At 49.7% G+C, this 25,606-nt stretch carries 22 protein-coding genes; 8 read left to right on the top strand and 14 right to left on the bottom strand.

The features are described from left to right. Nucleotides 1-5: 5 nt before the first annotated feature. Nucleotides 6-1,058, bottom strand: coding sequence for a sensor histidine kinase (locus Q4E93_RS24700; RefSeq protein ID WP_303589891.1), 1,053 nt, complete (start codon nt 1,056-1,058; stop codon nt 6-8). Between the two features lie 219 nt (nt 1,059-1,277). Between Q4E93_RS24700 and dxs the strand changes: the two genes are divergently transcribed. After that, nucleotides 1,278-3,212 carry a 1-deoxy-D-xylulose-5-phosphate synthase gene (dxs, locus tag Q4E93_RS24695; protein ID WP_303589889.1) on the top strand — a complete coding sequence of 645 codons (1,935 nt, stop codon included), beginning with the start codon at nt 1,278-1,280 and terminating at the stop codon, nt 3,210-3,212. A gap of 93 nt (nt 3,213-3,305) precedes the next feature. Beyond that, a complete protein-coding gene (locus tag Q4E93_RS24690) occupies nt 3,306-3,965 on the top strand; it encodes a murein L,D-transpeptidase catalytic domain-containing protein (protein WP_303589887.1) in 660 nt (219 codons plus the stop codon). Nucleotides 3,966-3,972: 7 nt separating this feature from the next. Here Q4E93_RS24690 and Q4E93_RS24685 read toward each other — a convergent pair whose 3' ends face one another. The 7 genes from Q4E93_RS24685 to Q4E93_RS24655 all read right to left on the bottom strand — a co-directional run bounded on the left by Q4E93_RS24685 (nt 3,973) and on the right by Q4E93_RS24655 (nt 9,888). After that, the gene (locus Q4E93_RS24685; protein ID WP_303589885.1) at nt 3,973-4,686 is read right to left on the bottom strand and encodes a pirin family protein; all 714 of its coding nucleotides are present in this window, start codon (nt 4,684-4,686) and stop codon (nt 3,973-3,975) included. Between the two features lie 25 nt (nt 4,687-4,711). Then, on the bottom strand, nt 4,712-5,659 hold the full coding sequence (locus Q4E93_RS24680; protein WP_303589883.1) for a segregation and condensation protein A: 948 nt from the start codon (nt 5,657-5,659) through the stop codon (nt 4,712-4,714). 98 nt (nt 5,660-5,757) lie between these two features. After that, nucleotides 5,758-6,714, bottom strand: coding sequence for a DUF3078 domain-containing protein (locus Q4E93_RS24675; RefSeq protein WP_303589881.1), 957 nt, complete (start codon nt 6,712-6,714; stop codon nt 5,758-5,760). Between the two features lie 99 nt (nt 6,715-6,813). Beyond that, on the bottom strand, nt 6,814-7,188 hold the full coding sequence (mscL, locus tag Q4E93_RS24670; protein ID WP_303589880.1) for a large conductance mechanosensitive channel protein MscL: 375 nt from the start codon (nt 7,186-7,188) through the stop codon (nt 6,814-6,816). Between the two features lie 28 nt (nt 7,189-7,216). After that, the gene (locus tag Q4E93_RS24665; protein WP_303589879.1) at nt 7,217-7,966 is read right to left on the bottom strand and encodes a PPK2 family polyphosphate kinase; all 750 of its coding nucleotides are present in this window, start codon (nt 7,964-7,966) and stop codon (nt 7,217-7,219) included. 121 nt (nt 7,967-8,087) lie between these two features. Further along, entirely contained in the window at nt 8,088-8,651 is a 564-nt protein-coding gene (frr, locus tag Q4E93_RS24660) for a ribosome recycling factor (protein WP_303589878.1), read from the bottom strand. 94 nt (nt 8,652-8,745) lie between these two features. Further along, nucleotides 8,746-9,888, bottom strand: coding sequence for a glycosyltransferase family 4 protein (locus tag Q4E93_RS24655; RefSeq protein ID WP_303589877.1), 1,143 nt, complete (start codon nt 9,886-9,888; stop codon nt 8,746-8,748). 330 nt (nt 9,889-10,218) lie between these two features. On the opposite strand from Q4E93_RS24655, the gene Q4E93_RS24650 reads away from it, so the two are divergent. Beyond that, nucleotides 10,219-11,100 carry a transketolase gene (locus Q4E93_RS24650; protein WP_489670938.1) on the top strand — a complete coding sequence of 294 codons (882 nt, stop codon included), beginning with the start codon at nt 10,219-10,221 and terminating at the stop codon, nt 11,098-11,100. Between the two features lie 54 nt (nt 11,101-11,154). On the opposite strand, the gene Q4E93_RS24645 is transcribed toward Q4E93_RS24650, so the two are convergent. Genes Q4E93_RS24645 through Q4E93_RS24635 form a run of 3 tightly spaced genes read right to left on the bottom strand, consistent with a single transcriptional unit; the run spans nt 11,155 to nt 13,585 of the window. Further along, the gene (locus Q4E93_RS24645; RefSeq protein ID WP_303589875.1) at nt 11,155-12,375 is read right to left on the bottom strand and encodes an FtsX-like permease family protein; all 1,221 of its coding nucleotides are present in this window, start codon (nt 12,373-12,375) and stop codon (nt 11,155-11,157) included. Next, nucleotides 12,372-12,743, bottom strand: a complete 372-nt coding sequence (locus tag Q4E93_RS24640; protein WP_303589873.1) for a ribosome-binding factor A — start codon at nt 12,741-12,743, stop codon at nt 12,372-12,374. Before Q4E93_RS24640 ends, Q4E93_RS24645 begins: the two co-directional genes overlap by 4 nt. Before the next feature lie 11 nt (nt 12,744-12,754). Beyond that, the gene (locus tag Q4E93_RS24635) at nt 12,755-13,585 is read right to left on the bottom strand and encodes a glycosyltransferase (RefSeq protein WP_303589872.1); all 831 of its coding nucleotides are present in this window, start codon (nt 13,583-13,585) and stop codon (nt 12,755-12,757) included. A gap of 48 nt (nt 13,586-13,633) precedes the next feature. Between Q4E93_RS24635 and Q4E93_RS24630 the strand changes: the two genes are divergently transcribed. The 3 genes from Q4E93_RS24630 to Q4E93_RS24620 all read left to right on the top strand — a co-directional run bounded on the left by Q4E93_RS24630 (nt 13,634) and on the right by Q4E93_RS24620 (nt 17,235). Next, nucleotides 13,634-15,463 carry an ABC transporter ATP-binding protein gene (locus tag Q4E93_RS24630; RefSeq protein ID WP_303589871.1) on the top strand — a complete coding sequence of 610 codons (1,830 nt, stop codon included), beginning with the start codon at nt 13,634-13,636 and terminating at the stop codon, nt 15,461-15,463. 7 nt (nt 15,464-15,470) lie between these two features. Further along, nucleotides 15,471-16,421: a sugar phosphate isomerase/epimerase family protein gene (locus Q4E93_RS24625; RefSeq protein WP_303589870.1), complete on the top strand. Its 951-nt coding sequence runs from the start codon at nt 15,471-15,473 to the stop codon at nt 16,419-16,421. Between the two features lie 100 nt (nt 16,422-16,521). After that, on the top strand, nt 16,522-17,235 hold the full coding sequence (locus tag Q4E93_RS24620) for a type 1 glutamine amidotransferase domain-containing protein (RefSeq protein ID WP_303589868.1): 714 nt from the start codon (nt 16,522-16,524) through the stop codon (nt 17,233-17,235). Here Q4E93_RS24620 and Q4E93_RS24615 read toward each other — a convergent pair. Further along, nucleotides 17,229-19,775 (bottom strand): S9 family peptidase, encoded by a 2,547-nt coding sequence (locus Q4E93_RS24615; protein ID WP_303589866.1) that lies wholly within the window; start codon nt 19,773-19,775, stop codon nt 17,229-17,231. The two genes, Q4E93_RS24620 and Q4E93_RS24615, sit on opposite strands and share 7 nt — an antisense overlap. Nucleotides 19,776-19,950: 175 nt before the next feature. On the opposite strand from Q4E93_RS24615, the gene Q4E93_RS24610 reads away from it, so the two are divergent. Beyond that, nucleotides 19,951-20,700, top strand: coding sequence for a PLDc N-terminal domain-containing protein (locus tag Q4E93_RS24610; RefSeq protein ID WP_303589864.1), 750 nt, complete (start codon nt 19,951-19,953; stop codon nt 20,698-20,700). A 22-nt stretch (nt 20,701-20,722) separates the two neighbouring features. Here Q4E93_RS24610 and Q4E93_RS24605 read toward each other — a convergent pair whose 3' ends face one another. Beyond that, entirely contained in the window at nt 20,723-21,091 is a 369-nt protein-coding gene (locus Q4E93_RS24605) for a TraR/DksA family transcriptional regulator (RefSeq protein ID WP_303589862.1), read from the bottom strand. A gap of 46 nt (nt 21,092-21,137) precedes the next feature. Between Q4E93_RS24605 and Q4E93_RS24600 the strand changes: the two genes are divergently transcribed. Further along, on the top strand, nt 21,138-21,623 hold the full coding sequence (locus tag Q4E93_RS24600; protein WP_303589860.1) for a hypothetical protein: 486 nt from the start codon (nt 21,138-21,140) through the stop codon (nt 21,621-21,623). Here the strand turns inward: Q4E93_RS24600 and ileS are convergent. Then, nucleotides 21,609-25,022 (bottom strand): isoleucine--tRNA ligase, encoded by a 3,414-nt coding sequence (ileS, locus tag Q4E93_RS24595; protein ID WP_303589858.1) that lies wholly within the window; start codon nt 25,020-25,022, stop codon nt 21,609-21,611. The two genes, Q4E93_RS24600 and ileS, sit on opposite strands and share 15 nt — an antisense overlap. Between the last annotated feature and the right edge of the window lie 584 nt (nt 25,023-25,606).

Genomic DNA, 25,606 nt, shown 5'->3' with positions numbered 1-25,606 from the left:
TATTGTTATTTACTCATGTCGATGGGGATCAATACACGTGCTTCTACAGTATTGCCGTCGATCTCACGGATGTCAAAATTAGCTTTTTGTCCGAATAAGATCTGTAGCCTGTTCTTTGTGCTTGCAAGGCCGAAGCCATCACCATTGCGGGCGCCGTTGAGGTAGCCAGTATTCTGGATCATCAGCTCATGGTAGTTGTCCTTGAAATCCGAGACGATCTTCACTTTGCCACCGCCTATCTGTTTGCTGATGCCGTGCTTGATGGCATTTTCTACCAGGGTCTGCAGCATCATGGGAGGGATGGGCTGATCAAGGGTATCTTCGTCTATCACGTATTCTATCTGCAGGCGGTCTTCAAAACGGATGTGTTCCAGGGCCAGGTAATCTTTTACGATGTTCAGCTCTTTTTCAAAGGTGACGGTTTCCAGCTTTTCCGCCTGCATGCTGCTGCGGAGTATATTGCTGAGCTCAGTGATGGCCGTACGGGCGCGAACAGGGTTCTCATCCACCAGAGCGCGGATGCTGTTCAATGCGTTGAAAATAAAATGAGGGTTGATATGTGCCTTGATGGTCTTCAGCTCCAGTTCCTTCACCAGCGCTTCCAGCTTCAACGTGTCCAGCTGTTGCCTGCGGCTATTCTCAATATAGTGGTAGAAATAGTAGATGAGGGTCCAGGGAATGATGAGGAGGCCGTTCTCGAAAGTAGTAGCGAGCAGGCGGGAAATAAAATCCATTTTGGATTTCGAGGTCGAGAGGTCCAGCGCTTCAATGAATGCAAAACGGATCAGGCTGTCTGCCACGCAGATCAGCAGCACACCGATCAGCAGTTTGGGCAGCGCTTTTTCCACCGGCAGCAGCAGCCATCCGGACCGGCGTATCACTTCCCGGAATATATGGGTCGTCAGGATCCCTGCAAATACGAAGATGACGAGGAAGCCTACCAGTTTCTGGGTGATCTTTTGATCAAGCGTCGAGGAGAATAGTACCATTACCAATGCCAAAAAACCCCAACCACTGATCTGACACCACCAATAATACCTGTTTGCATTTTTAGGCATAATAGTATATGAAAGTATATGAATTGAGCCAAATCTAACCTTTTCCCCCACCTGATCATCCCTAAATTGTACTAATGGCCAAATTAAATAGGCCATCGGTTCAGCAAACGGCGTAAAAGCAGGGGTTAATAACATGTATACTGCTCATTTTCAACATTTGAGGCACCACTGTGTCAAACAACAATAAAAGTGTATTTTTACAAAATCAAAGAACTCCGAATGGAAATTACCCCGGGACCGCTGTTGCAGTCCATCGATTCTCCCGCAGACCTGAAAAAGCTCGGCCGGGAGCAGCTGCAAAAAGTTAGCGACGAGCTGCGTCAGTATATCATCGACACCGTTAGCGTACATGGCGGCCATTTTGCGGCCAGCCTGGGCGTTATCGAGCTGACCGTAGCCCTGCACTATGTTTTCAATACTCCTTATGATCAGCTGGTCTGGGACGTCGGTCACCAGGCCTACGGTCATAAGATCCTTACGGGTCGCCGGGATAATTTTAGCACCAACCGTAAATACAATGGCATCAGCGGCTTCCCAAAACGCTCTGAAAGTCAATATGATACGTTTGGCGTTGGGCATTCTTCCACTTCCATCAGCGCCGCCCTGGGCATGGCCATGGCAGCCAAGTATAAGGGTGAAACCGACCGGAAGGCCGTTGCGGTCATCGGGGATGGCGCCATGACGGCCGGAGAGGCATTCGAGGCTATGAACCACGCTGGCGTGGCTGATACTGACCTGCTCATCATCCTGAACGACAATTGCATGAGCATCGACCCCAACGTGGGCGCCCTGAAAGAATACCTTACCGATATCACCACCTCGCAGACATACAATCGCCTGAAGGACGACATATGGAAGGCCCTGGGAAAGCTGCCTATCGGCAGTACGTTCAGCCGGGAGATAGCTTCCAAGATAGAGCATAGCATCAAAGGATTCATCAGCCGGAGCAGCAACCTTTTCGAATCGCTGAACCTCCGTTATTTCGGTCCTATCGATGGGCATAATGTTACCAAGCTGGTGGATACGCTGAATGACCTGAAGAACATTCCCGGTCCCAAGCTCCTGCACATCATGACCGTAAAAGGGAAGGGCTATGCGCTTGCCGAAAAGGACCAGACCAAGTGGCATGCGCCGGGCCTTTTTGATAAGATCACAGGCGAGATCTATAAAAAGCATTATGAGACCCCGCAGCCGCCCAAATACCAGGACGTCTTTGGCCTCACGCTCATCGAGCTGGCGGAAAAGAACCCGAACGTCTTCGGCATTACGCCAGCTATGCCCAGCGGCTCTTCTTTGAAATTCATGATGGAAAAGATGCCTGACCGGGCTTTTGATGTAGGCATCTGTGAGCAGCATGCGGTCACGCTGTCGGCAGGCATGGCCACGCAGGGGATGCGGGTCTTTTGTAATATTTACTCCTCCTTTATGCAACGGGCATATGACCAGGTGATCCATGACGTAGCCATCCAGCAGCTGCCGGTGGTGTTTTGTCTGGACCGCGCCGGTCTCGTAGGGGAGGATGGCCCCACGCATCACGGGGCATATGATATCCCCTATATGCGTTGTATACCTAATATGGTCATCAGCGCCCCGATGAATGAAAGCGAGCTTCGCAATCTGTTATATACTGCTCAGCTGGACGGCAACCAGCACCCCTTTGTCATCCGTTATCCCCGAGGCGAAGGCGTCCTGGCCCAGTGGAAGACGCCCATGCAGGAGGTACCCATTGGCAAAGGCCGGAAGATCAAGGACGGTGAAGACATCGCTATTCTGAGCCTGGGCCACCCCGGTAATTTTGCTACCACCGCCATACGTGAACTGAAGATGGACGGCCTCAACCCGGCCCATTTCGACATGCGCTTTGCCAAGCCGCTGGACGAAGCGTTGCTGCACGAAGTATTTTCCAAATACGACCGTATCCTCACAGTAGAGGACGGCACTGTCGTGGGAGGATTTGGATCTGCCATCCTGGAGTTCCAGGCTGCCCATGGATACAATGCCCATATCAGGATCCTCGGTATTCCCGATCGCATCGTCGAACATGGCACATTGAAGGAGCTGCAGCGCGAATGTGGTTATGATGCTCCGGCCATCGTTGCCGCCGTACGGGATATGATGAAGGATAAAGTGCAGGTGAGCACCTTGCTGCAATAGTACTTTCGCTTTTAGAATTTCTTTAACAGGCAGGGCCGCATTTCCGCTGTGGAATGCACGTTGGAGTGCATCCCAATGATCTAAAACTCTTTTATGCGGCGGCTTCGCAAACTACTCCTGGTGCTGGCGGGGTTAGGGACTGTTGTGTGCGTGTTGGCGGCACATTATTACTACAAAGGTTTTTACAAATGGAAGAAACGTCCCGCTGCGTCTTCGGAGGCAGTGCGGTTACGCAAAGCGGAGGCCGCCCGACTTGAGGGGAAGGCTGCCGATTTAAGAAAGTTCCTTGCGGGAACGGGGCATACGTATAATTCCAAGCTGGCATTCTTTGTTGACATGCATCTTCCTTCCGGGAAGAACAGGTTCTTTGTCTATGACCTGGATGGAGATTCTGTCCGGATGGCAGGACTGGTGTCCCATGGCAGCGGAGGCCGCGCCTTCAGCCTTACTCCTTCCTTTTCCAATATCAATGGGAGCAATTGCAGCGCCCTGGGAAGGTATCGCATTGGCGGCGCTTATATGGGGCGTTTTGGAAGGGCCTATATCCTCCACGGCCTGGATTCCACCAATGACAATGCATTGGAAAGGCATATTGTGCTGCATTCATTCAGCTGCGTTCCCGAGGGAGAGACCGATCCTTATCCCATCTGCAACAGTGAAGGATGTGCGATGGTGTCGCCGGGATTCCTGCAACACTTGCAGCCTATGCTGGACGCATCGAAAAAGCCTGTGCTATTATGGATCTTTTATTGAGGGCTGGCTATGCAAACATCGGCACTTCGATGGCTAGCAGCTCCGCGCCTGAAACAGCATGGATAGAGACATCCTTTATTTCGGAGAGGCCCAGGGCATCCCGTCTTTCCAGCTTTTTACCCTCCACTTCCACTTCGCCATCCAGCACGAAGAGATAGATGCCATTGCCTTCAAAAGCAGGGGTAAAAGTAATGTCTTTCCCCGCGCTTAGTTTAGTGAGAGCCATGCGGGCATCCTGGTTGATCCATACGCCGCCTTCGGCAGGATCGGGGCTGACCACTATCTGCCATTGATCCTTACGCTGGCTCTGGTCAAAGGTTCGCTGATCATGGCGTGGCCTGATGTTCTGTTGTTTGGGGAAGACCCAGATCTGCAGGAAGTTGGCGGGGTCATAATGGGAGGCATTGTATTCTGAATGACGAATGCCACTGCCGGCACTCATGATCTGCACATCACCACTGTAGACGATACCTTCGGTACCTGTGCTGTCCTTGTGCGCTATGGCTCCTTTCAGGGGTATGGAGACGATCTCCATATTATCGTGCGGATGTGTGTCGAATCCTCCGCCTCCTTTCACAACGTCATCGTTCAATACACGAAGGGCGCCAAAATGTACTTTTTCAGGATGATGCCAGTTGCCGAAGCTAAAAGAATGGTAGCTGTCCAGCCAACCAAAGTTAACATGGCCTCTTTCGGCCGCGGGATAGAATATGGTCTTCATAAGTATGTAAGTATTGCGCAATACCTTAATTCAAAAGCGACGTGTCGTCCTGTTCTCCGGGTTCGTCGTCCCCGTCTCCCTGATCTTTGTCATCCGCCCCATCTTCGTCAAAGCGTAATTCCGGCTGCCCATTTATGGGGGCGTCAAAAAGACCCAATGCGTTTTGCGGTGTATGTTCGGGCGTGTCTGCCTCTTCTCTGGGGAAAAAGCCATCATCCTCTTCCGTGCGATTTTCATTGAACTCGACGATGAAATTATTCCGGCCTTCACCGATCATGATATGCATATATTTTGCCTGTACCAGCTCCAGCATGGAGAGGAACATAAAAATCGCATGCAGTCTATTCTCGCAGATGTCGAATATTTTTTCAAAAGACAGCGTCTTTTCCTTTTGCACGATGGTCAGCATATATTCCCGGCTGTCTTCCATGGTGTAGCGGTACTGGACCACGGTGTGTACAGGCTTATTCTGTCTTTGTTGTATACGCTGCATAAGCCTTTCGAAGGTCTTCATCAGCTTGAACAGCGTGATAGCCTGGATCTCGGTGCCTTCTCCGGCTTCCTCCCCGATGTGGGAAAGCTCTTTCTGAAGGTTGCCCCTGCGTACCATCAGGTGGCGGATGGCCTCCATTTCGGCCAGGGTCGCTGCGGCCTCTTTATAGCGCTTGTATTCTAACAGTTTGTCTATCAGCTCCTGGCGAGGATCGATCTCATTGCCTTGTTCATCCACTTCCTTACGGGGCAGCAGCATTTTCGCCTTGATCCGCATCAGGGTGCTGACGAAGAGGATGAATTCGCTGGAAAGTTCGATATCGAGGTGGTCTTCGGAATGTATATAGGTTAAGAAATCCTTGATGATCCGGCTGATGGGAATATTATAGATATCCAGCTCGTCCCTCTCTATGAAGAACAGGAGCAGGTCGAAAGGACCTTCGAACTGTGGTAGCCTGATCTGGTACGTGGCATTGGTCATAAGCGAAAATACCCCAAAATCTGATTGAGATAAGGATCGGTTTTCCCCAAGTTATGCTACATATTATTGGGCTGGCGAGGCAGGTTCAGAACTTCGTTTCACTTGGTTATCTTTCGGTTGTTGAATGCATAGGCCAATCCGATGCCCATTACTTCCTGCAGCTGTACTTTGGGACCTCCCTGGGTACCATCCTTATTGACAGATTTGATATCGTTGTCATATATCAGGTTTACTGTCAGGTTCATGCTGATGAGCCTGGTCACTTTCACCGCCAGGATATTATTCCAATAGACGGCGACATTCCCGGCCTTGTGCAAATAGTCCGTGAAGAGGTCCAGCTTGGTCTTATAGCTGGCCGTTTTACTGATGTTGGAGACATAGGTGATGGAAGCAAAGGCACCCAGCTGGAACCGGACATGTTTACCCGTATCCACTCCAAAGGCGCCGATGGAAGAAAGGCTGTCATTGCTGACAATCACCCAGCGGGCCGTAGCAGGGGAAAGAAAGAGCGAGAAATTGTCTTTGGGTTTCCAATCCAGACCAAGTGAAGCCAGCACATAGGCCGGGGAAAGGAAATTAGAGGTCAGCCGCCTGGCGGTGTCCTCATAGGCAAATCCTTTTGCAAACTGGCTCCTGAAGTTCACCAGGCCGCTGAGATACCATTTTTTTCCAATATCATAGCCATACTTGGACACCAGATCGATGCGGTCATCAGCTTTGCGGGTACCCAGGCTGGTGGATTGCACCAAACCATAAGCCATATCCAGCGTATTGTCCCAATTATGTTTGCCTTCCTTGTAAAAAGCATACAGGCTGAGCAGGGTGGAAAGGGAAAGGGAAGATTTATCACCGCCGGCCGCCCAGTTGCTCAGGGCCGCCTGGTTGAAGTTGAGATTATAGATGCCGCCAGTCTTCCAGGTCTGGGGAATGGTATCTGCGGGATCTTTGGTAATGCTCCGGTTTGCTTCGTCCCTTAGCCCCAGGATCTTATTCTGCGCACGGGATAAAGAGATGCTGCCTACCGTAAGGATGACTAACAGTACATAGTTCTTCATAACACATCAAGTTTGATTACTTTAGGTCGATTCAACAAAAAAGTTGCCAAGAATGGTTCCCGGCATTTATTTTCCAATAACGGCAAGCAATCGTGCGGATCAGACTTTGGGCCTGGCTTTCAATTCATCGAGGATCTCAGCCAGTAATCTTTCGGTGGTAGAAGGTGCGGCTGCCGGTGGTACTTTTTTTCTTTCCAGGCTCTTGAAACCTTTTACGATGAGGAAAAGGATGAAGGCAATGATGATAAACTTAATAATCGCAGAAAGAAAGCTTCCGTATTTCACGGCGCCGTAATGCAGTTGCTCGATGTTCTCCAGGTGTGCCATCTTAAGGGCGGGTGTCAGGAGCAAGGGGGTGATCACATGATCCACCAAAGAGGAGACGATGGCTGTAAAGGCAGCGCCGATGACTACTGCCACGGCAAGATCCAGCACGTTGCCGCGCATGATAAAATCCTTGAATTCTTTAAGCATAATTTTCTATTTTGGTTTATCAAGTTGGTTACTTCTTCTTCAGGCCGGGGTACTGCATATTCAGGTCTTTTAGCATGTCCCTCACTGTGGTTGCAATGAGATGTTCTTTATACCAATTCTGATCGGCCGGCACGATGATCCATGGCACATCACTACAATTTTCAAAGCAGTCTTCGTACATAGACATATAATCGTCCCATAGTTTTGCCTCTGCGAAATCATTCTCATTGTACTTCCACTGTTTGGAGGGATTGTGGATGCGTTCTTCCAGTCTTTGCTTTTGCTCTTTGGGGGATATATGCAGGTAGAATTTCAGGATATGTGTATCGTTATGTTCCGTAAGCAATCGTTCGAAGTCATTGATGGCTTTCATCCGTTTGTGGGCTGTGCTATCATCGATCCAATTATGTACGCGGGTGACAAGAATATCTTCGTACTGGCTACGGTTGAATATTTGTATATAGCCTTTGGGTGGTGCGTGTGCGTGGATCCGCCATAAGAAATCATGGGCCAGCTCCTCGGCGGAGGGCGCCTTGAATGACCTTACCAACACGCCCTGCGGATTCAGCTTTCCAAATACGTTGCGTACAGCCCCGTCTTTACCGCTGGCATCCATGCCCTGGATAATGACTAACACCGAATGTTTAGACTCTGCGTATAACAGATTTTGCAATTCGTCCAGCTCCAGCAGGATATCGACCAGCTTGTCTTTGGTCTCTTGTTTGTCCCAGCCATCGGGGGCCCTTGTACTAATGTCCTTTAGTTTAATTTTTCCCATGATCCCTTTTTACTATTCAAATGTATAGATTTTCCCCTATGCAGCTCATGGGGACAGCAATGTTTGTGACAGGGTCTGATTCCTTGCGACAGGTGATCAGTAAGGGATGGGTAGGGAGAATCTATACGGACATGATCTCTTTTTCCTTTGCCGCCAGATGCTTGTCTACAAGCGCAATGAACTTGTCGGTCAGGTCCTGCATCGTCTTTTCAGCATCCTTGGCCTCGTCTTCACTCAGACCGTCCTTCTGCAGCTTTTTTATCTGCTCGATGGCCTCACGGCGAATACTGCGAACAGAGACTTTCGATTGTTCGCCTTCACCATTGGCTCTTTTCACAAACTCCCGTCTTCTTTCTTCCGTCAGGGGGGGCATGAACAGGCGTATGATATTGCCGTCATTTTGAGGGGTAACGCCCAGGTTTGCGTTGATGATCGCTCTTTCGATGGGCTGCAGCATATTTTTCTCCCAGGGCTGAATGGTCAGTGTGCGGGCATCCATTACGGATACATTGCCTACCTGGTTCAACGGTGTGAGGCTGCCGTAATAATCCACCGTCAGGCCGTCCAACATTTGCGGGCTGGCCTTGCCGGCACGTATTTTAATCAATTCAGTTTCAAGGTGATCGAGTGCTTTTTGCATGTTATCCTGGGCATCTTCCAGGATCAACGTAACATCGTCTGACATATGCTATAAGTTGACAAAAATAATGACGGTCTTCGGTGCAAATACCGTTAGACCTTGATGCAAACCTATGGAAAAATTGCTAATCTTCCCGACACTAATTGTTTTGCTCCAGCATTGTGTCTTTGGCCAGGGTTACCAGCTTAGAAGCTTTTGTAAGATGGGCGCTCTTTTCCGCTCCTCTTTTTGCCACAAAGAGCCGGGGAGCAGGACGCATGTAATAGATGAGGCCTATGAGTGAGAAGAAAATTGCGATGACGGAAAAAATGAGCACCGTACAGTTGAGGTTCCTTGCCAAAAAGACAAGAGTGATCATTGCCGCATTGACTGTCACCAGGAAGAAGGTGATCGCCTTATGGGAGAAGCCCTTGTCCAGCAGCAGGTGGTGGATATGATTTCTGTCGGGGCTGAATGGGCTGCGACGGTTGAACATTCGGATCCCAAAAACCCGGAGCGTATCCAGCAGCGGCACCATCAAAATGGTGAATCCCACGGCAGGTGAAGAAGCTATCCTGAAACTCACGTCTTCGGAATTGGCAACATTGATGAATTTTATAACGAGTATTGCATTGATCGTCCCAACTAACAGGGAGCCAGTATCGCCCATGAAGATCTTAGCCGGCTGGAAATTGAAGATCAGGAAGGCCAGCAGGCTGCCTGCCAGCGAAAACGCGACAACGGCATAAGGCAGCATGTTTGGATTCACATTCAGGAAGTAGATACCGAAAATAACGGTGGACAGTAGGCCCAGGCTGCCTGCCAAACCATCGATCCCATCGATAAGGTTGAATGAATTGATCACTACGATGACAGCGAAGTAGGTCAGCAACAGGCTGAACATTTCCGGCAGCTGATAGATGCCAAGGAAACCGTTCATGCTCCTGATCTGGATGCCGCCATAATATATGATAATGAAGGCAGCCAATACCTGGCCAATGAATTTCTTAACGGGTGATATAATAAGAATATCATCCTTAAGTCCCAGGAAGAATATGACGAGCGAAGCAGCCATAAAGTACTGAAGATCAGGATATTGATTGAAGTGAAGCGTAAGCAGGCATCCAAAAACGAAGCCGGCAAAGACGCCCAGGCCGCCCAGGGGGGTGATAGGTGAATGATGTACTTTACGCTCATCCGGCATGTCGAATAGCTTCTTCATTTCAGCCACATTGATGACAGCTGGTATGGCAAGGAATGTAATAGTGAAAGAAATAGCTATCGAAAGTAGAACATCGAACATCAGCCTCGTTTTGAATTGGTTAACAAAAATAGGAATCTTTTTTCCATTTCTATATTGCTACTTATATATAAACCCGCCTAGGTGCGCACAGGTCCTGGAGTGGTAGGCTTGCCAGTTCAAGTTTGAGTTCGTCTCAGATGTTACAAATAAACCGGATCAGTTAGTAAGCTATTGGGTAGCCAGGGAATTTGGACGGAAAGTTAGTACAAAAGTTTAATGCGTCAAACTATTCGGGATAAATATTGAGCACAATTGGTCTTCAGGCGAATATAGCCCAATTGTGCCAAACATCTTACGTCTGTCCCTAGGACAACGAACCTCCGGTTCGTTTTGAAAAAATCCTTAGCTTTGCTCACCAAATCTTGTAAAACGCTCATTATGGCCGATTTGAAAGCAATAGCTACCCAGATTAGAAGAGACATCGTTCGAATGGTTCACGGATCTGCCAGCGGCCACCCGGGTGGTTCCCTGGGCTGCGCAGATTATTTGACAGCACTTTATTTCAAAGTGATGCAGCATGATCCCAAATTCAACATGGATGGGAAGAACGAAGACCTTTTCTTTTTGTCCAACGGTCATATTTCTCCCGTATTTTATTCCGCACTAGCGAGATCAGGTTATTTTGACATCAAAGAACTGGCTACCTTCCGTAAGATCAACTCCCGGCTTCAGGGTCATCCGACCACGCACGAACACCTTCCTGGTGTAAGGGTGGCCAGCGGCTCACTGGGTCAAGGTATGAGCGTTGCCATCGGCGCCGCCCTGTCTAAAAAACTCAATAACGATAAAAATATTGTCTTTTCACTCCATGGAGACGGAGAATTAGATGAAGGTCAGAACTGGGAGGCTATCATGTTCGCCAACGCCCATAAGGTGGATAATCTCATTTCCACGGTGGATTGGAATGGTCAGCAGATCGACGGCACTACCAAATCCGTAATGGACCTGGGCAATATCCATGCTAAGTTCGAGTCTTTCGGCTGGACTACCCTGGAGATGAATGGCAACGATATGGATGAAGTGGTCGCTACGCTGGACAAGGCCAAAGGAATGACAGGAAAAGGCAAGCCTATTGCTATTATGATGCATACCATTATGGGCAAGGGTGTGGATTTTATGGAAAATGATCACCACTGGCATGGCGTAGCGCCGAATGACGAGCAGCTGCAAAAAGCCCTGGCACAATTGCCCGAGACGCTGGGAGATTATTAAAATTCGTTCTAAATAAAAAAAGGGTGGGTCGTCCTGAAAACGACCCACCCTTTTTTATCTTAATTCGATGGGAGTATGGGCGGCTTTCCGGGCGGGTATCCAGGAGGCCAGCAACGCTACGATCAGAATGGTGGTCAGTACCAGCAGGAAATCCGAAGCGATCAATTTTACCGGATAATAATCAATCAGGAATGAGCCGCCCTGCAGCGGCACCAGGTGGTAGGTGGATTGCAGCCAGCAGATGAGCACTGCCAACAGGATACCAAATCCGCCTCCCAGGAGCGCCAGCAGGATGCCCTCGCTTAGAAAGATCCGTTGGATCCTTCCGTCATCCGCCCCCAGCGCCTTTAATACATGAATGTCCTTTTGTTTTTCCCAGACCAACATTGTCAGGGCGCCTACCATATTAAAGGCGGCCACTACCAGGATCAGGGTCAGCATCACATAGATGACCCATTTTTCCGTACCCATCACATTATACAAGCTTTGGTTTTGCTCATAGCGGGTCTGCACCTTGTAGTCTTTCCCCAATAACTTTCCAATGACAGGAGCCAGGTCCCTGGCCAGCCGGGGGTCGTCCAGCGCCAGTTCGGCACTGGTGTATTCATCCGGCTTCAGGGCCAGCATGCGTTTGACAAAGGGCAGGTTGGTAATGACATAACGGTCGTCAAAGTCCTGCTGGATCATGAAAACTCCGGAAGTGGCCATATTCGCGTTGCTGAGAGATGAAGTAGGGTCGGCATTGTAGTTTCCGTCTCCTTTTTTAAACATATATACAGACAGTGGCAGGATGGCGCGGTCTGCTTCCGTACTTAAAGCGTTCTCTATGCCGGAGCCCAGGATGGCCAAAGGATGGTCCTCGTTTCCCAGCTCGAACTTACCCCGTACCAGCTTTTTATCGACTCCGGTGACTTTTGTAAAGTTTTCGTCTACTCCTTTCAGAACGGCGATGACTCTCCATTCCCCATTTTGGAGTACGGCATTATCTTCTGCATCCAGGGAAAGGGCACGAACGCCTTTTATCCCCGACAGCTGCTGCAATTGCTGAGGTGTTAAGGTCAGGGTCTTGCCTGTGGCCGGCGAAATTCTCACGTCCGGATAAAAACTGGTATAGAGGGATTTTACCAGGTCTTCAAAGCCATTGAACACACTAAGCACGAGGATCAGGGAAGCAGAACCTACGACAATGGCCGCCATGCTGACCCATGCAATGATATTGATCGCGTTGGTCGATTTTTTTGCTTTGAAATAGCGCCAGGCAAAGAGGAAATTCATGCATCATTTTTTGGGTTCTCCGAGTTCAGCCGCCGGAACAACTCTTCCATTCTATCTGCATGCTCCAATGTATCGTCCTGGAAATAGGAGATCACCGGAATACGACGTAGCTGGTGCTTTACCCTGGCAGCCAGCTCTTTTTTGATCTCCCAGCTTCTATCCTCTATCTTTTTCATGGCGGCAGGTACGTCCTTCACTTTGAAAAGGCTGAGATAAACCCGGGCCTCCAGCAGGTCGGGCGTCACTTTTACCGCCGTCAGCGAGATCAGACCGCCATCGATCATGCCCAGGCCCAGCCGCTGGAAAATATCGCTCATCTCCTGCAGCAGCAGGGCACCCACTTGTTTCTGTCTTTTTCCTTCTTGCATAAGATTTTTCTTTATTGTATGGCCGCATCCGGATGAAATTGTTCGATCTCTTCAGCCGTCCATTTTGTTCTCACTTCGATCATCTTATCGCGATCTGCAAATGGCGTTGGTTTCACGGCATATTTCGCGGTCATCCGGATATAGTGATGAATAAACACACCCCGGGCTATATGGCAGGGCTTGATATCGCCTGCTTCCACCGATCGCTTTTTCGTCCGTATGAAGAGATCCCAGTCAGCGCCCTGGATACGTTCGTCCCAATCTCCCATAATGGATAGCGCCCGACGGGTCATCATCACATTGTTGCCAACGATGCCTTCGATCGTCACGTTGCCAAGGTGTTCTCGTCTCTTAGCACAGAACTTCTCCCAGTCACCATACATCAGGCGATGCATCAGGCGGAGATTTCGTTCCCCAAAACCGAATAGGAACATCAGGGGGTTCTTGATCTTCTTCCACTTCCGGGAGAATGCCTTCGTCTCCAGGGAATTCCCCATGTTCTCAATACCTGCGGCAGAGATGATGTCCACATCCTGGCTCCGGGCAATTTCTATAAGATGCTTGTCCCAGGCAGGGGAGACCACAATGTCATTGTTCAGAAAAAAAAGGTACTCGCCTGCGGCTTCCCGGATACCCTGGTTCTGCGTATAAGGATACGAATAGTTCAGGCTGTTTTCAATGACTTTGCAGCCATTGGCCTTGAAAAACTCACGGCTGCCATCCGTGGAAGCGTTGTCAATAATGATGACCTCATAGGGATGATGGGTATACTTTCGGATGTATTCGAGATATATCTTATTGAAAGCAAGACCATTGTGCACTGCTGTGATAATACTTATCATACTGAAATTACCTTAACTTTGCTCCCTTTAAGTGAATTGTAAAAGTACATGAAAATTTTCTTCCGCCTGCTCGGTTTTTCAAGGCCCTACCATCACTACATCCCTGAGTATATCATCTATATATTCCTTTTTATCGTCTTTGGCCTGGTGAATTTTACCTTGCTGGCACCTTTATTCGACATTCTTTTCAACACCGGGAACAAGCATGTGGTCGAACAGCTGCCCTCCTTTTCTTTCTCAGCCACCTGGTTCAAGGATGCTTTTTACTATTATGTAAATTATTACAGTGCCGGCCCGTCCGGCAAAGAAAAAGTCCTGGTCTTTGTCAGCCTTGTCACCCTGGCCTGCGTATTGCTGAAGAATGTTTTCGGCTTTCTGGCCACGAAGGTATTGACCCGTATGCGCGTCAACATGGTAAAAAAGCTGCGGCACATCCTTTACGAACAATATGCCCGGCAGTCCCTTGGGTTCTATATCCACCAGCGGAAGGGAGATCTGATCTCCATCATGAGCAATGACGTGGTGGAAATAGAGAATTCCGTGGTCAGCAGCATCCAGACGATTTTCCGTGACCCGCTGGTCATTATCGGCACCTTTGTCGTGCTGTTCTACCTGTCTCCCCAGCTCACGCTGTTTACGCTGATCTTCTTTCCCATCTCGGGCACTATCATCTCCCTGATCTCCCGCAAGCTGAAGAAAGGCGGGGGCCGCAGCCAGGCCATCCTGGGAAAGATCCTCAACACCACGGAAGAGACCTTGTCGGGGATCCGGATCATCAAGGCATTTAATGCCGAGCAGTTCATGGAGAAGAAGTTTGACAGAGAAAATGCCGATTTCGCCCGCTCCACGAAAGGAGTGCTCAACCAACGGGAGCTTTCCTCTCCTCTTGCGGAATTCCTGGGAGTGGCCGTCATCGTCACCATTATCATCTATGGGGGCAGGCTGATCCTGTCTGGCGACAGCAGCTTTACGGCCAGCTCATTCATCGCTTATATTGCCCTGTATTTCCAGATCATCACACCGGCTAAGAACATTGCGGGGGCCATTACTTACCTCCAGCGAGGGCTGGCTGCCGGCGAGCGGGTGCTTAGTGTCGTCGATGTTGCCAATACCATTGTCGACAGCCCGGACGCAAAGACCGTCACCGGCTTCCATTCGGCTATTGAATACAGGAATGTCTCTTTCCGCTATGAACAGGCGGAGGTCCTGAAAGAAGTGAACCTGACCATCGAAAAAGGCAAGATCATCGCGCTGGTGGGCAGCAGCGGGGCGGGCAAATCCACGCTGGCCGACCTGTTACCCCGGTTTTACGACGTCACGGGAGGGGGCATCTTCATCGACGGACAGGACATCCGCAACCTGAAGACGCATTCCTTACGCGAGCTGATCGGAATTGTATCACAGGAGCCGATCCTTTTCAATGACAGTGTCTTTAACAATATTGCTTTCGGCATGCCCGACGCAAAAATGGAGGATGTTATTGCAGCTGCAAAGGTCGCCAATGCCCATGAATTCGTGGCACAGCTGGAGCAAGGCTATCACACCACCATCGGCGATAAAGGAATGAAGCTCAGCGGCGGTCAGCGCCAACGTTTGACCATCGCCCGGGCAGTGTTTAAAAATCCGGCGATCCTGATACTGGATGAAGCGACTTCTTCGCTGGACACGGAAAGTGAGCAGCTGGTACAGGAAGCCATCAACAATATGATGCAGCACCGCACGAGCATCGTCATCGCCCACCGGCTCAGCACCGTCCGTCATGCGGACGAGATCATCGTGCTGCAAAAGGGCGCCATTGTGGAAAGAGGGACTCATGATGCGCTTGTTCAGCATCAGGGGATCTATAAGCGGCTGCTGGATATGCAGGAAGTGAAATAATCATCTGATGAATATATCTTCTTCCCGTAGGGATTTTCTGAAGGCCGGCGCCGGATTGCTGGGCCTTTCCGGTCTATCTACTCTGTCGTTCAGAAAGCAGCCTCTCCTCTCCTTTTCCACCCTCGGGTGTCCGGACTGGACCTTTCCTGCCATCATGGACTTTGCCACGAAGAACGGCTATTCCGGCGTAGAGGTACGAGGGATCCTGAGAGAGATGGATCTGGTCAAATGCCCTGAATTCAGCAATGCCGAAAATATTGCCGCCACGCTACGGCAAATGGAGGACCATCAGCTGAAGTTCGTGAATCTGGGTTCCTCGGCAGAATTACATCTTGCCGATGCCGCGGCCCGGCAGCGCAATCTGGACGAGGGACGCCGCTTTATTGACCTGGCCCATCAGTTGCGTTGTCCCTATATCCGGGTGTTCCCCAATCGCCTGCCGAAAGAACAGGATCAGAACGCCACCATCGGGCTCATCACCAAGGGCTTGCTGGAACTGGGCGAACATGCCCGCAACAGCGGGGTCACCGTGTTAATGGAGACGCATGGCGACCTGGTGGAGACGGCGGTACTGGAACAGATCATGCAGGGGGCCTCCGGTCCCAATACAGGATTGATCTGGGATATCTTCAATATGTGGTCCATCACAAAGGAGCCGCCGGCGGAAGTGTATCCAAAGCTGAAAAAATATATCCGTCACACGCATATTAAAGATGGAAAGACCATCGGGGGACATATGGAAAATCGCAAAATGGTGGATGGAAAAGAACAGTACCTGCTCCTGGGGCAGGGTGAATCCCCGATCTTCGAAGCCATCGGGCTGCTGTACAAGGATGGTTACCCCGGCTTTTACAGCTTTGAATGGGAGAAGCTTTGGCATCCTGAGATTGCGGAGCCGGAAGTGGCGCTGGCAGATTATCCTAAGGCGATGAAGAAGTTTTTCCGCCTCACTTCCTGAAATAAATCCCCCTATCCGGATTAATAAGCGTACATTACTGTAAACGCGGCCTCCTCTCTTATAACAAAGGGCCGCATAACCGTCGATTAAAAAGAGTTCTGTGAAAATATTGATTATAACCACCTCGCACGAGCAGTTTGGTGACACCGGCCGCAAGACAGGCGTATGGCTGGAAGAGCTGGCTGTCCCTTACTATATATTCAAAGACGCTGGCGCCGACATTACACTGGCATCCCCCCTTGGCGGTCCCATACCCATAGATCCAAAAAGTGAGTCGATCATTGCTTCAACATCTACCATACGGCGTTTTCAAAAGGACCTGGAGGTGACTTCCTGGATGGCGCATTCCATTCCTTTAGGTACATTGAGCGCATTCGGCTACGACATGGTATTCCTGGCTGGCGGTCTTGGCGCAATATGGGATCTTCCGGGCGACGATCTGCTGGTGCAGCTATTGGAAGATTTCGACAGGCAAAGTAAGGTTATTGGCCTTTTGTCTTATGCGGTAACCGTTCTTATCTCGATGAAAACGGGCGATGGAGAGCCCTTCGTTAAAGGCAAGGACCTTACCGGGCCCAGCGACACCGAAGAGCAATTAGCCGGGCTGACCGGGATGCTATCCTCTTCCCTGGAATCAAAAATGATTGCGGGCAAGGCTTATTACAGTAAGGCTCCGAATTATATTTGCCACACTGTCGTCAACAGAAATATTGTTACCGGTCAGAACCCGGCATCTTCCGGAGAAGTGGCCAAGAAAATGCTTTTTGCCCTGAAAGAGGCGGCAAGGGACAGGCCGGTCGCCCAACCTTATTGATCAACGTCCTCTTCCTCGTCTTCATCCGGCGTTCTATTGTTACCTTCTTTCTCTCCAATCTGCGGCTGTTCACGATCTATTTCTTCCATATCCACAGGTCTTTCCGACACATCCCCGATAAGCCAATGGGAGAAGTAGTCGGCCATGCGCCAAAAAAAGTATTCTGTCATGTCGGCATAACCGTGCCGTTGTCCCGGCAGCAATACCAGGTCAAACCGCTTGTTGGCCTTTATCAGGGCATTGGCTACCCGGATGGTATTACCGGGATGGACGTTGTTGTCGATGTCGCCCGTGGACAGCATCAAATGCCCTTTTAAATTTTTCGCCAGGTCCGGGTTCTTTTCGATGTTGTATACAAAGGTCGTATCTCCTTTAGGACTGATGACTTCTTTCACCCCATGGTGCTTCTCGCTCCACCACCTGTTGTAGATGGCGTTATCGTGGTTGCCGGAAGAAGAGACGGCTACCTTGAAAAAGTCGGGATACACCAGCATGGCCGCCGTACTCATAAAACCGCCGCCGCTGTGACCGTGGATCCCTACCCTGTTGACATCAATAAAAGGATACCGGTCTGCCAGTTGCTCGACCGCCGCCTTTTTATCGGCGAGTCCATAATCACGCAGGTTGCCATAGCCATAATTGTGATACCATTTGCTGCGGGACGGATGACCGCCCCTGTTGCCAAGCGTAATAACGATCATGCCCAGCTGCGCCAACCTCTCGGTCCTGTCCATGCTCCGACTGAACGCTTTATTCACCGCCTCTGTCTGCGGACCAGGGTATACGTATTCCATGATAGGATATTTCTTCGTGGAGTCGAAGTTGAAAGGTTTGTACATGACTCCATAGATATCCGTAATACCATCATCCGCCTTGACCTTGAATGGCTGAGGGAACTTATATCCGGCGGCCATCAGCGCGCTGAGATCTGTCGCTTCCAGGTCCATGATCTTTTTGCCAAGGGCATTGAATAGGGCAGATCTGGGCGCTGTGTTTACCCTGGAATAATTATCGACAAAAAATTGCTGATCGTCATTCATGTTGATTGCATGATCGAATTCACCCGGGTCCAGCAAAGTAAAGCCAGATCCATCGAAGTTCACTTTGTAGAGGTGCAGGTAATAAGGATCTTCGCCGGCTTCGCGACCATTGGCCGAGAAATAGAGTATCCTTTTTTTCTCATCGATGCCTACGATGTCCTCGCAATGGAAGGAACCGCTGGTGATCTGGTTTTCCAGCTTGCCATTGGCGTCGTAGAGATAGAAATGGGCCCAGCCGTCACGCTCGCTCCACTCGATCAATTCTTTACCTTCGTTAATGAGACCCGGGCGGTGGATTTCCACGTAGGTGTTAAGCCCTTCGCGGATCAGGGGCCGGGCAACGGTGTCTTTTACATCCGCCGTGCAGACATCTATTCTTTTCAGATCACGGCTGGTCCGGGAGAAATAGAATTTGCTGTCCGTGCCCAGCCAGATATTCGAGCGATATTCATCGTCCCGATTTTTTGCCAGCACAGGCTTTGCCCACAAGGCAACGTCCTGGTCCTTAAATCCCGCCGCATTCAGCTCGCGATGTGTCATTGCTGTCATATCGAAAAGGAGCACATGATCGACCGGGGCTTCTTTTTCCCCAGGCATTTGATATTTATATGATTCCAACGTAGGCCGGGGGTTGGCCAATGCGTTGATGACCCACAGGTCCTTTACCTTGCGGCTGTCCGAACGGGTCATTGCAAAATATTTTGCGTCAGGGCTCCAGAAGACCTGTGCCGGCTTTCGTTTATCCTTGTTCTTTTCCTTGTCTACATTGGTCTCGCCGCCGCCGCCGAGTACGCCGCTGCCATGATAGCTGAAGTATTCCACACCGTCCGTCGTCAGAGCGTGCTCTACGATGGTGCTGTCGTCCTCATTCCTGAGCGCTTTTTCATAATTGGCTTTGTCCATCCAATACAGGTTGAAGCGTCGGCCGAAGACGATGGTGTTACTGTCGGGAGAGATGGAAGCCCAGTTTGGTTTATGTTTAGGCTTTTTATAGCCGACGAGTTCATTGAGTGTTCCATCCAGCAGGTGGTATTCGAAATAGAAAACCTTCTTTTCCTTTTTCCTGACACTGTCGGTCTTTTTGCCTGAGGAGTCGGTCTTCTCCGCATCCGAAGTGCTTTTCACTTCAAACTGGATCCAATTCTCATCTTTTATGAAACGCATGCTATCCAGCCCCAGGTGCTGCGCATCGAAAGGGTCGTGGACAATCCGTGTGATGGCGGCGGCCAGCTTTTCATTATCGAAAAGCTGTTTCTTCTCTCCCCTTACAGGGTCTATGATATACCATTTTTTCCCTTCGGAAGTCTCGTAGACATACCAGAAGCGGTCGCTTTTCTTTAGCCAATGTGGGTCCACACTGGTGGAAAAGACTAACTTATCAAGCTTTCTGGGAGAGAAGCGGGCGGCTGCCTGGTAATTGGCTTTAATGACGGGGGTCAATTGCGCCCGGACGAAATAGCATGTGACGAGCAACAGAAAGGTCAGCAGTATCCTGAACATTAGCAGTGATGGTTTATGCCTGTAAAATAGTTATTTGAGCTGCCAGTTATGCGAACGAACCAACTAACATCCACGCGCGGCGGCTTTTCGGGATAAACGGGGCATTAAAGTAAAAGGCAATTTTCTTGTAGAAATCCAATGGATTTTTATTTTTGAGGGCCCAACCCTTTCGTTTATGCCCATGTTTTTCCAAAATAGTTATTTTTATTATATCACTGTCGGATTGCAGGCCATATGCGCTATCCATTGTTTGAGGCGGGGTACGCAGAACAAGTGGATCTGGATGATCGTCTTCGTGCCCGTCATCGGTAGCATTGCCTATTTATTTACGGAGGTTTTTACGCTTCATCATCGGAAGGATTGGCAGGAAGGTATCTCAGGTGTTCTTGTCAGCAAGAGTGCCCGGATCAGGAGGCTGGAGAATAATTTAAAATTTACGGATACATTCAATAACAGGGTGATGCTGGCGGACGCTTATCTGGCTGCCGGGTATACGGACGATGCCATTGAATTATATGAATCCAGTCTTACGGGTGCTTTCGAGGAGAATGAGCATGTCATTGTGCAGCTGATCACGGCGTGTAATGCCAAGGGGGATTACGCCCGTATCGTGCCGCTGGCGAAGAAGGTATATCACCGACCGCAGTTTGCCCGTAGCCGGGGGCATATATTATATGCCATGGCGTTGGAAAAGGTGGGTGAGCCAGTGCTGGCGGAGCAGGAGTTTAAGAAAATGAAAGCGCGATTCTCCTATTTCGAAGCAAGGCTGCAATACGGGTTCTTTTTGAAAAGGGCGGGGAGGGGCCAGGAAGCAATGCAGGTATTTATGGATATGGTAGACGAAGCCCCTCATCTCAGCTCGAGGGAGAGAAGGGACAGCCGTGCCTGGATTGCGCAGGCGCGGTCAGAATTGAAAGAGAGCTAGCCGGGAGTTAACCGGCTATCGGCTACTTATTCATCATTTGCTTGGCTTCGATGGAGAGCGTAGCATGGGGCACGGCTCTCAACCTTGCTTTATCGATGAGCTTGCCTGTCACGCGACAAATACCGTAGGTCTTATTTTCAATGCGCATGATGGCTTTTTCGAGATGGTCGATAAATGTGATCTGGCGGCTGGCCATCTGGCTCAGCTGCTCGCGTTCCATGCTCATACTTCCGTCTTCCATGGTCATGTAACGTGCGTCATCGTTGTCTCCTCCCATTTCGTCCTTGCGAGTGATCAATCCCTGCAGGTAGGCCAGTTCTTTCTTAGCCGCGTCCAGCTTACGGTTTATTAGCTCTCTGAATTCTCCGAGTTCTGCGTCGCTGTATCTCATAGTGGGTCCAGTTTGATCTTCTTGTGGTGTATCTAAAACAGATTTTGTGAATTCCGGTTCATATTTACGAACCGTTTTTGTCTTAATTTCCGGTATCACCACCTTGGTTGGTTTAGCGGGTGGAGGAGCCGGTTTTTTTACTTCAGGTTTGATCGACACAGGGGGCGGAGGGGGGATTATAGCCTTTTTGACCTCTTCTTTGGGGACCGGTTTAGTGGTGGCCACCGGAGGAGGAGCAGCGGGCTGTGGTTTTGAAATGGGTTTCGAAATATTGGATGCAGTTGACTTCTTAGCAGGGACGACCACAGGCTTTTTAGCCGGTGCGGGAGGGGCAACCTTCTTTGCTGCTACCACCGGTCTGGCAGGGCTCTTAGCTACCGGGGCTTTTTTAACTGCTTTGCCGGCACCTGACGAGTGGGCAGGTTTCGCGGCCGCTTTTTTAGCCGGCGCTATTTTTTTGCCATTGGGAGTAGGTTTTTTGGCGGGCTTAGCCGCTTTCTTCTTGGTTGCCATACAATTAGGCTTTTTTTGAAACAAACACTTTTAAAAGAATATCATTCACTTCAATTTCAGTGCCATTAGCCAGTTCCGCTACCAACTCGATAGAATCTGCCAAAATTTCCGAGCAAATATAGTCATTAAATTGAGTCAAGGAATCCTTAAGGGCGGGTACGTCAGCGACTTTTACTAAAATTCTGTCGGTCAATTCATAGCCATTGTCTTTCCGGATCTTCTGGATCCGATTGACAAATTCGCGGGCATTACCTTCGCGGGCCAGTTCTGGAGTTACGGTGACGTCCAGGGCCACTGTGAGTGTGTCTTTTCCGGCCACAACCCAGCCTGGAATGTCCTCGCTGGTTATCTCCACTTCATTAATCTTCAATATTAATGGTTCGCTTTCAATTGACAAAGTATATATGCCTTCTTTTTCCAATTTTGCTATATCTTCCTGCGAAAAGGCGCCTAATGCTGTGCTGACGGCCTTCATTTTAGATCCCAGCTTCTTCCCAAGAGCAATAAAATTGGGCTTTATCTTCTTTTTTATAAACCCGTCACCATCGGAAAGGTATTGCAGCTCCTTCACGTTAACTTCTGCCTTTACCAGGTCCTCGACTTTTTCCAGCTGGTGTTTCATCCCGGGATTCAGAACAGGGATGAGCACTTTTTGCAGTGGCTGCCGCACCTTGATATTCACCTTCTTACGTAAGGACAACACCAGGGAGGAAGCGTCCTGGGCCAGCTGCATCCGCTCTTCCAGCGGGACATCTATCACACTTTCGTCGGCTTCAGGGAAGTCGGTGTGATGAATGGAAGCGGCTTTGTTCCGTCCGGTGGCGCTGTTGAGGTTACAGAAAAGCCAGTCTGCGAAGAAAGGGGAGACGGGGGCCATCAGGCGGGCTACTGTCTCCAGGCATTCGTAAAGGGTCTGATAGGCGCAAAGTTTGTCGTGGCCATAGTCACCCTTCCAGAAACGGCGGCGGCTGAGGCGCACATACCAGTTGCTGAGGTGTTCGTCCACAAAATCCTCGATCAAACGGCCGGCAACGGTCGGCTCATAGTCGTCCAGGCCTGCTCCCACTTTGGCGATCAATGTATTGAGGGAAGAAAGTATCCAGCGATCAATCTCGGGTCTGTCTTTCAAAGGCACATAGGCTTCCTGAAAATTAAAGCCATCCACATTGGCATAGAGGGCAAAGAACTGGTAGGTATTGTAAAGGGTCCCGAAGAATTTCCGTTGTGTTTCTTTGATACCGTCAATGTCAAATTTCATGCTGTCCCAGGGGGAAGCATTGGTGATCAGGTACCAACGGGTGGCATCGGCCCCGAAATCGCCGATGGTCTTAAAGGGGTCCACTACATTACCCAGGCGCTTGCTCATCTTATTTCCATTCTTATCCAGGACCAGGCCATTGGATACCACTGTTTTATAGGCGATGCCGGGGTATAGCCGCTCCAGGTCTGCTGCCGGGACGCCTGAGGCCTTCAGTTTTTCGTGAATGGACTCTTTCAGCAGGGCTGCCAGTGCATGGAGAGTATAAAACCAGCCTCTTGTCTGGTCCACTCCTTCGGCAATGAAGTCGGCAGGATAGTTTTGGGCAAAGGTATCGATGTTCTCAAAGGGGAAATGCCATTGTGCGTAGGGCATTGCGCCGCTGTCGAACCATACGTCGATGAGATCTGGCACTCTCCGCATGGGTTTGCCGCCGGGGGACACAAATATTATCTCATCCACGAAAGGTTTGTGCAGGTCTGAAGTGAGCTTTTGAATGTATTTTTCGACGTCATCTCCGACAGGAGGTGGCATGAGACCAGCCTTGACGGATTTATCCAGTTCCGCCCGGAGGGCTGCAATGGAGCCGATGCATATTTCCTCCTTGCCGTCTTCCGTCCTCCAGATAGGGAGGGGGGTCCCCCAATATCGGCTGCGGCTGAGATTCCAGTCTACCATATTTTCCAGCCAGTTGCCAAAGCGGCCTTCACCTGTGGACCTGGGTTTCCAGTTAATGGTTTTATTCAGCTCTACCATCCTGTCCTTCAGTGCTGTAGTCCTTATGAACCAGGCATCGAGGGGATAATAGAGTATGGGCTTGTCCGTTCTCCAGCAGTGGGGGTAGTTGTGTTCGTATTTTTCGATCTTAAAGGCCCTGTTCTCTTTTTTCAGCTTGACACTGATGTCCACATTGACGTCGACATACTGCGGGTCATCCTTATAGTTCTTTACATAGCGGTTGCTAAATTCGCCCAGGCCGTCTATGAACTTACCCTGCCTGTCCACCATGACCAGGATACCTATATTATACTTCTTCCCCACTTTAAAGTCATCTGCACCGAAGGCGGGGGCTGTATGTACGATGCCCGTGCCATCTTCCGTCGTGACGAAGTCTCCCAGGATAACGCGGAAAGGGTCGCCCCCGGCTTTTTCGGGCGCGTTGGCTTCGTAGGGCAGTAACTGTTCATAGCGGCATTCTTCCAGGTCCTTTCCTTTGCATTCAGCCAGGACCGTCCAGGGGAGCAGCTTATCCCCTTCTTTATACCCCTCAGGATCAATGTTCTCGCCTTCGGGCTTAAAATATTTGCTTACCAGGGCTTTGGCAAGAACAATATTTATAGGAAGGTGGGTATAAGGGTTAAAGGTTTTTACCAGGACGTAATCTATGTTCGGTCCGACAGTGAGGCCCAGGTTGGAAGGAAGGGTCCAGGGAGTGGTTGTCCACGCCATAAAGAAAATCTCGGCGCCAGCTGCTGCCGCCTTAAAGAGGAATTCGCTTTCTTTGTTCCGGATGGCTTTGAACATTACCACGGCCGAAGTGTCTTTAACGTCCTTATAGGTACCCGGCTGGTTTAACTCATGGGAGCTGAGGCCCGTACCCGCGGCAGGCGAGTAGGGCTGTATGCTTACGCTTTCGTATAGCAGGTCTTTATTATATAGTTCGTTCAGGATCCACCAGAGGGTCTCGATATACTCGTTCTGGAAGGTGATATAGGGTTCTTTCAGGTCGACCCAATAGCCCATCCGGCGCGTCAGTTCGTCCCATTTATCCTTGTATTTCAACACCTCCCGACGACAGGTCTCATTGTATTCCGCGATGGATATTTTTTTACCGATGTCTTCTTTGGTGATGCCCAACATCTTTTCCACGCCCAGTTCCACGGGAAGGCCATGGGTATCCCATCCGCCTTTGCGTTTGACCTGGAAACCTTTCATGGTCTTATAGCGGCATACCAGGTCCTTTAATGTCCGGCTAATGACGTGGTGAATGCCAGGCATACCATTGGCGCTGGGGGGACCTTCATAAAATACGAAGGGAGTGGCTCCTGCTCTCAATTCCACGCTCCTTTCAAAAGCCCGTTCGGCCTCCCATTTGGCCAGTATCTCCTGGCTGATGGCAGGGAGGTTCAACTGCTGATATTCCTTATATTTGTTGGGCATAACTTTGATTCTCTTTGGGGGTGCAAAGTTACGAAATTGGGGCCAATGGCGCGCCGGCAGGGTTTGGACAGTTTAAGGCGCTTAACTATCGCTTTTTGACTAATTGTTAAAGATTTGCAAAAGGATTTTTTTAGCCTGTTTAGCCTCGTTTCAGTTATCCACATTGTCAGGCTTTGGCATAATTTATGGTTAACTACTCTCAGAAACAACGACGATAAAGGGTGTACGCACCTTCTAGCTCATATAAATAAAGAAATTAAAATCCTTAATGTTATAAGTTGTTGAAAACATTGACATTAAGTTAACTCTTTCTACGGTTTAGGGTTTAGGGGTTAAAAAGGGGGGTATTCCTACTCCCCTTCCTTTTTAAAACTTCCCTCCGTACATTCCTGACCTGCCTTATTCCGTGTAAATTCTTTTTATTCTACCTTATCGAGTCTTTCTCGTCCGTAACCACCCGTTTTTAATCTCTGATATTGCCTTTGCAAGAACCCGTTCGACAAGCACCAGCCTCAAAAATGTCGTTTTGTTGATCCCAATTCCTCCGATTACCGAATTTTAAAGATTTCAGTTTCCTGAAAAAC

The organism is Flavitalea plasmicola (assembly GCF_030546645.1).
In the GTDB taxonomy this organism is placed as follows: domain Bacteria; phylum Bacteroidota; class Bacteroidia; order Chitinophagales; family Chitinophagaceae; genus Puia.
The sequence above is the reverse complement of the archived record's forward strand: the minus strand, read 5'-3'. Positions and strand labels throughout refer to the sequence as shown.

Excerpts from the sequence above, each read along its gene's own strand:
- Q4E93_RS24700 (WP_303589891.1), bottom strand. The coding sequence starts at position 1,058 with ATGCCTAAAAATGCAAACAGGTATTATTGGTGGTGTCAGATCAGTGGT.
- dxs (WP_303589889.1), top strand. The coding sequence starts at position 1,278 with ATGGAAATTACCCCGGGACCGCTGTTGCAGTCCATCGATTCTCCCGCA.
- Q4E93_RS24690 (WP_303589887.1), top strand. The coding sequence starts at position 3,306 with ATGCGGCGGCTTCGCAAACTACTCCTGGTGCTGGCGGGGTTAGGGACT.
- Q4E93_RS24685 (WP_303589885.1), bottom strand. The coding sequence starts at position 4,686 with ATGAAGACCATATTCTATCCCGCGGCCGAAAGAGGCCATGTTAACTTT.
- Q4E93_RS24680 (WP_303589883.1), bottom strand. The coding sequence starts at position 5,659 with ATGACCAATGCCACGTACCAGATCAGGCTACCACAGTTCGAAGGTCCT.
- Q4E93_RS24675 (WP_303589881.1), bottom strand. The coding sequence starts at position 6,714 with ATGAAGAACTATGTACTGTTAGTCATCCTTACGGTAGGCAGCATCTCT.
- mscL (WP_303589880.1), bottom strand. The coding sequence starts at position 7,188 with ATGCTTAAAGAATTCAAGGATTTTATCATGCGCGGCAACGTGCTGGAT.
- Q4E93_RS24665 (WP_303589879.1), bottom strand. The coding sequence starts at position 7,966 with ATGGGAAAAATTAAACTAAAGGACATTAGTACAAGGGCCCCCGATGGC.
- frr (WP_303589878.1), bottom strand. The coding sequence starts at position 8,651 with ATGTCAGACGATGTTACGTTGATCCTGGAAGATGCCCAGGATAACATG.
- Q4E93_RS24655 (WP_303589877.1), bottom strand. The coding sequence starts at position 9,888 with ATGTTCGATGTTCTACTTTCGATAGCTATTTCTTTCACTATTACATTC.
- Q4E93_RS24645 (WP_303589875.1), bottom strand. The coding sequence starts at position 12,375 with ATGAATTTCCTCTTTGCCTGGCGCTATTTCAAAGCAAAAAAATCGACC.
- Q4E93_RS24640 (WP_303589873.1), bottom strand. The coding sequence starts at position 12,743 with ATGCAAGAAGGAAAAAGACAGAAACAAGTGGGTGCCCTGCTGCTGCAG.
- Q4E93_RS24635 (WP_303589872.1), bottom strand. The coding sequence starts at position 13,585 with ATGATAAGTATTATCACAGCAGTGCACAATGGTCTTGCTTTCAATAAG.
- Q4E93_RS24630 (WP_303589871.1), top strand. The coding sequence starts at position 13,634 with ATGAAAATTTTCTTCCGCCTGCTCGGTTTTTCAAGGCCCTACCATCAC.
- Q4E93_RS24625 (WP_303589870.1), top strand. The coding sequence starts at position 15,471 with ATGAATATATCTTCTTCCCGTAGGGATTTTCTGAAGGCCGGCGCCGGA.
- Q4E93_RS24615 (WP_303589866.1), bottom strand. The coding sequence starts at position 19,775 with ATGTTCAGGATACTGCTGACCTTTCTGTTGCTCGTCACATGCTATTTC.
- Q4E93_RS24610 (WP_303589864.1), top strand. The coding sequence starts at position 19,951 with ATGCCCATGTTTTTCCAAAATAGTTATTTTTATTATATCACTGTCGGA.
- Q4E93_RS24605 (WP_303589862.1), bottom strand. The coding sequence starts at position 21,091 with ATGAGATACAGCGACGCAGAACTCGGAGAATTCAGAGAGCTAATAAAC.
- ileS (WP_303589858.1), bottom strand. The coding sequence starts at position 25,022 with ATGCCCAACAAATATAAGGAATATCAGCAGTTGAACCTCCCTGCCATC.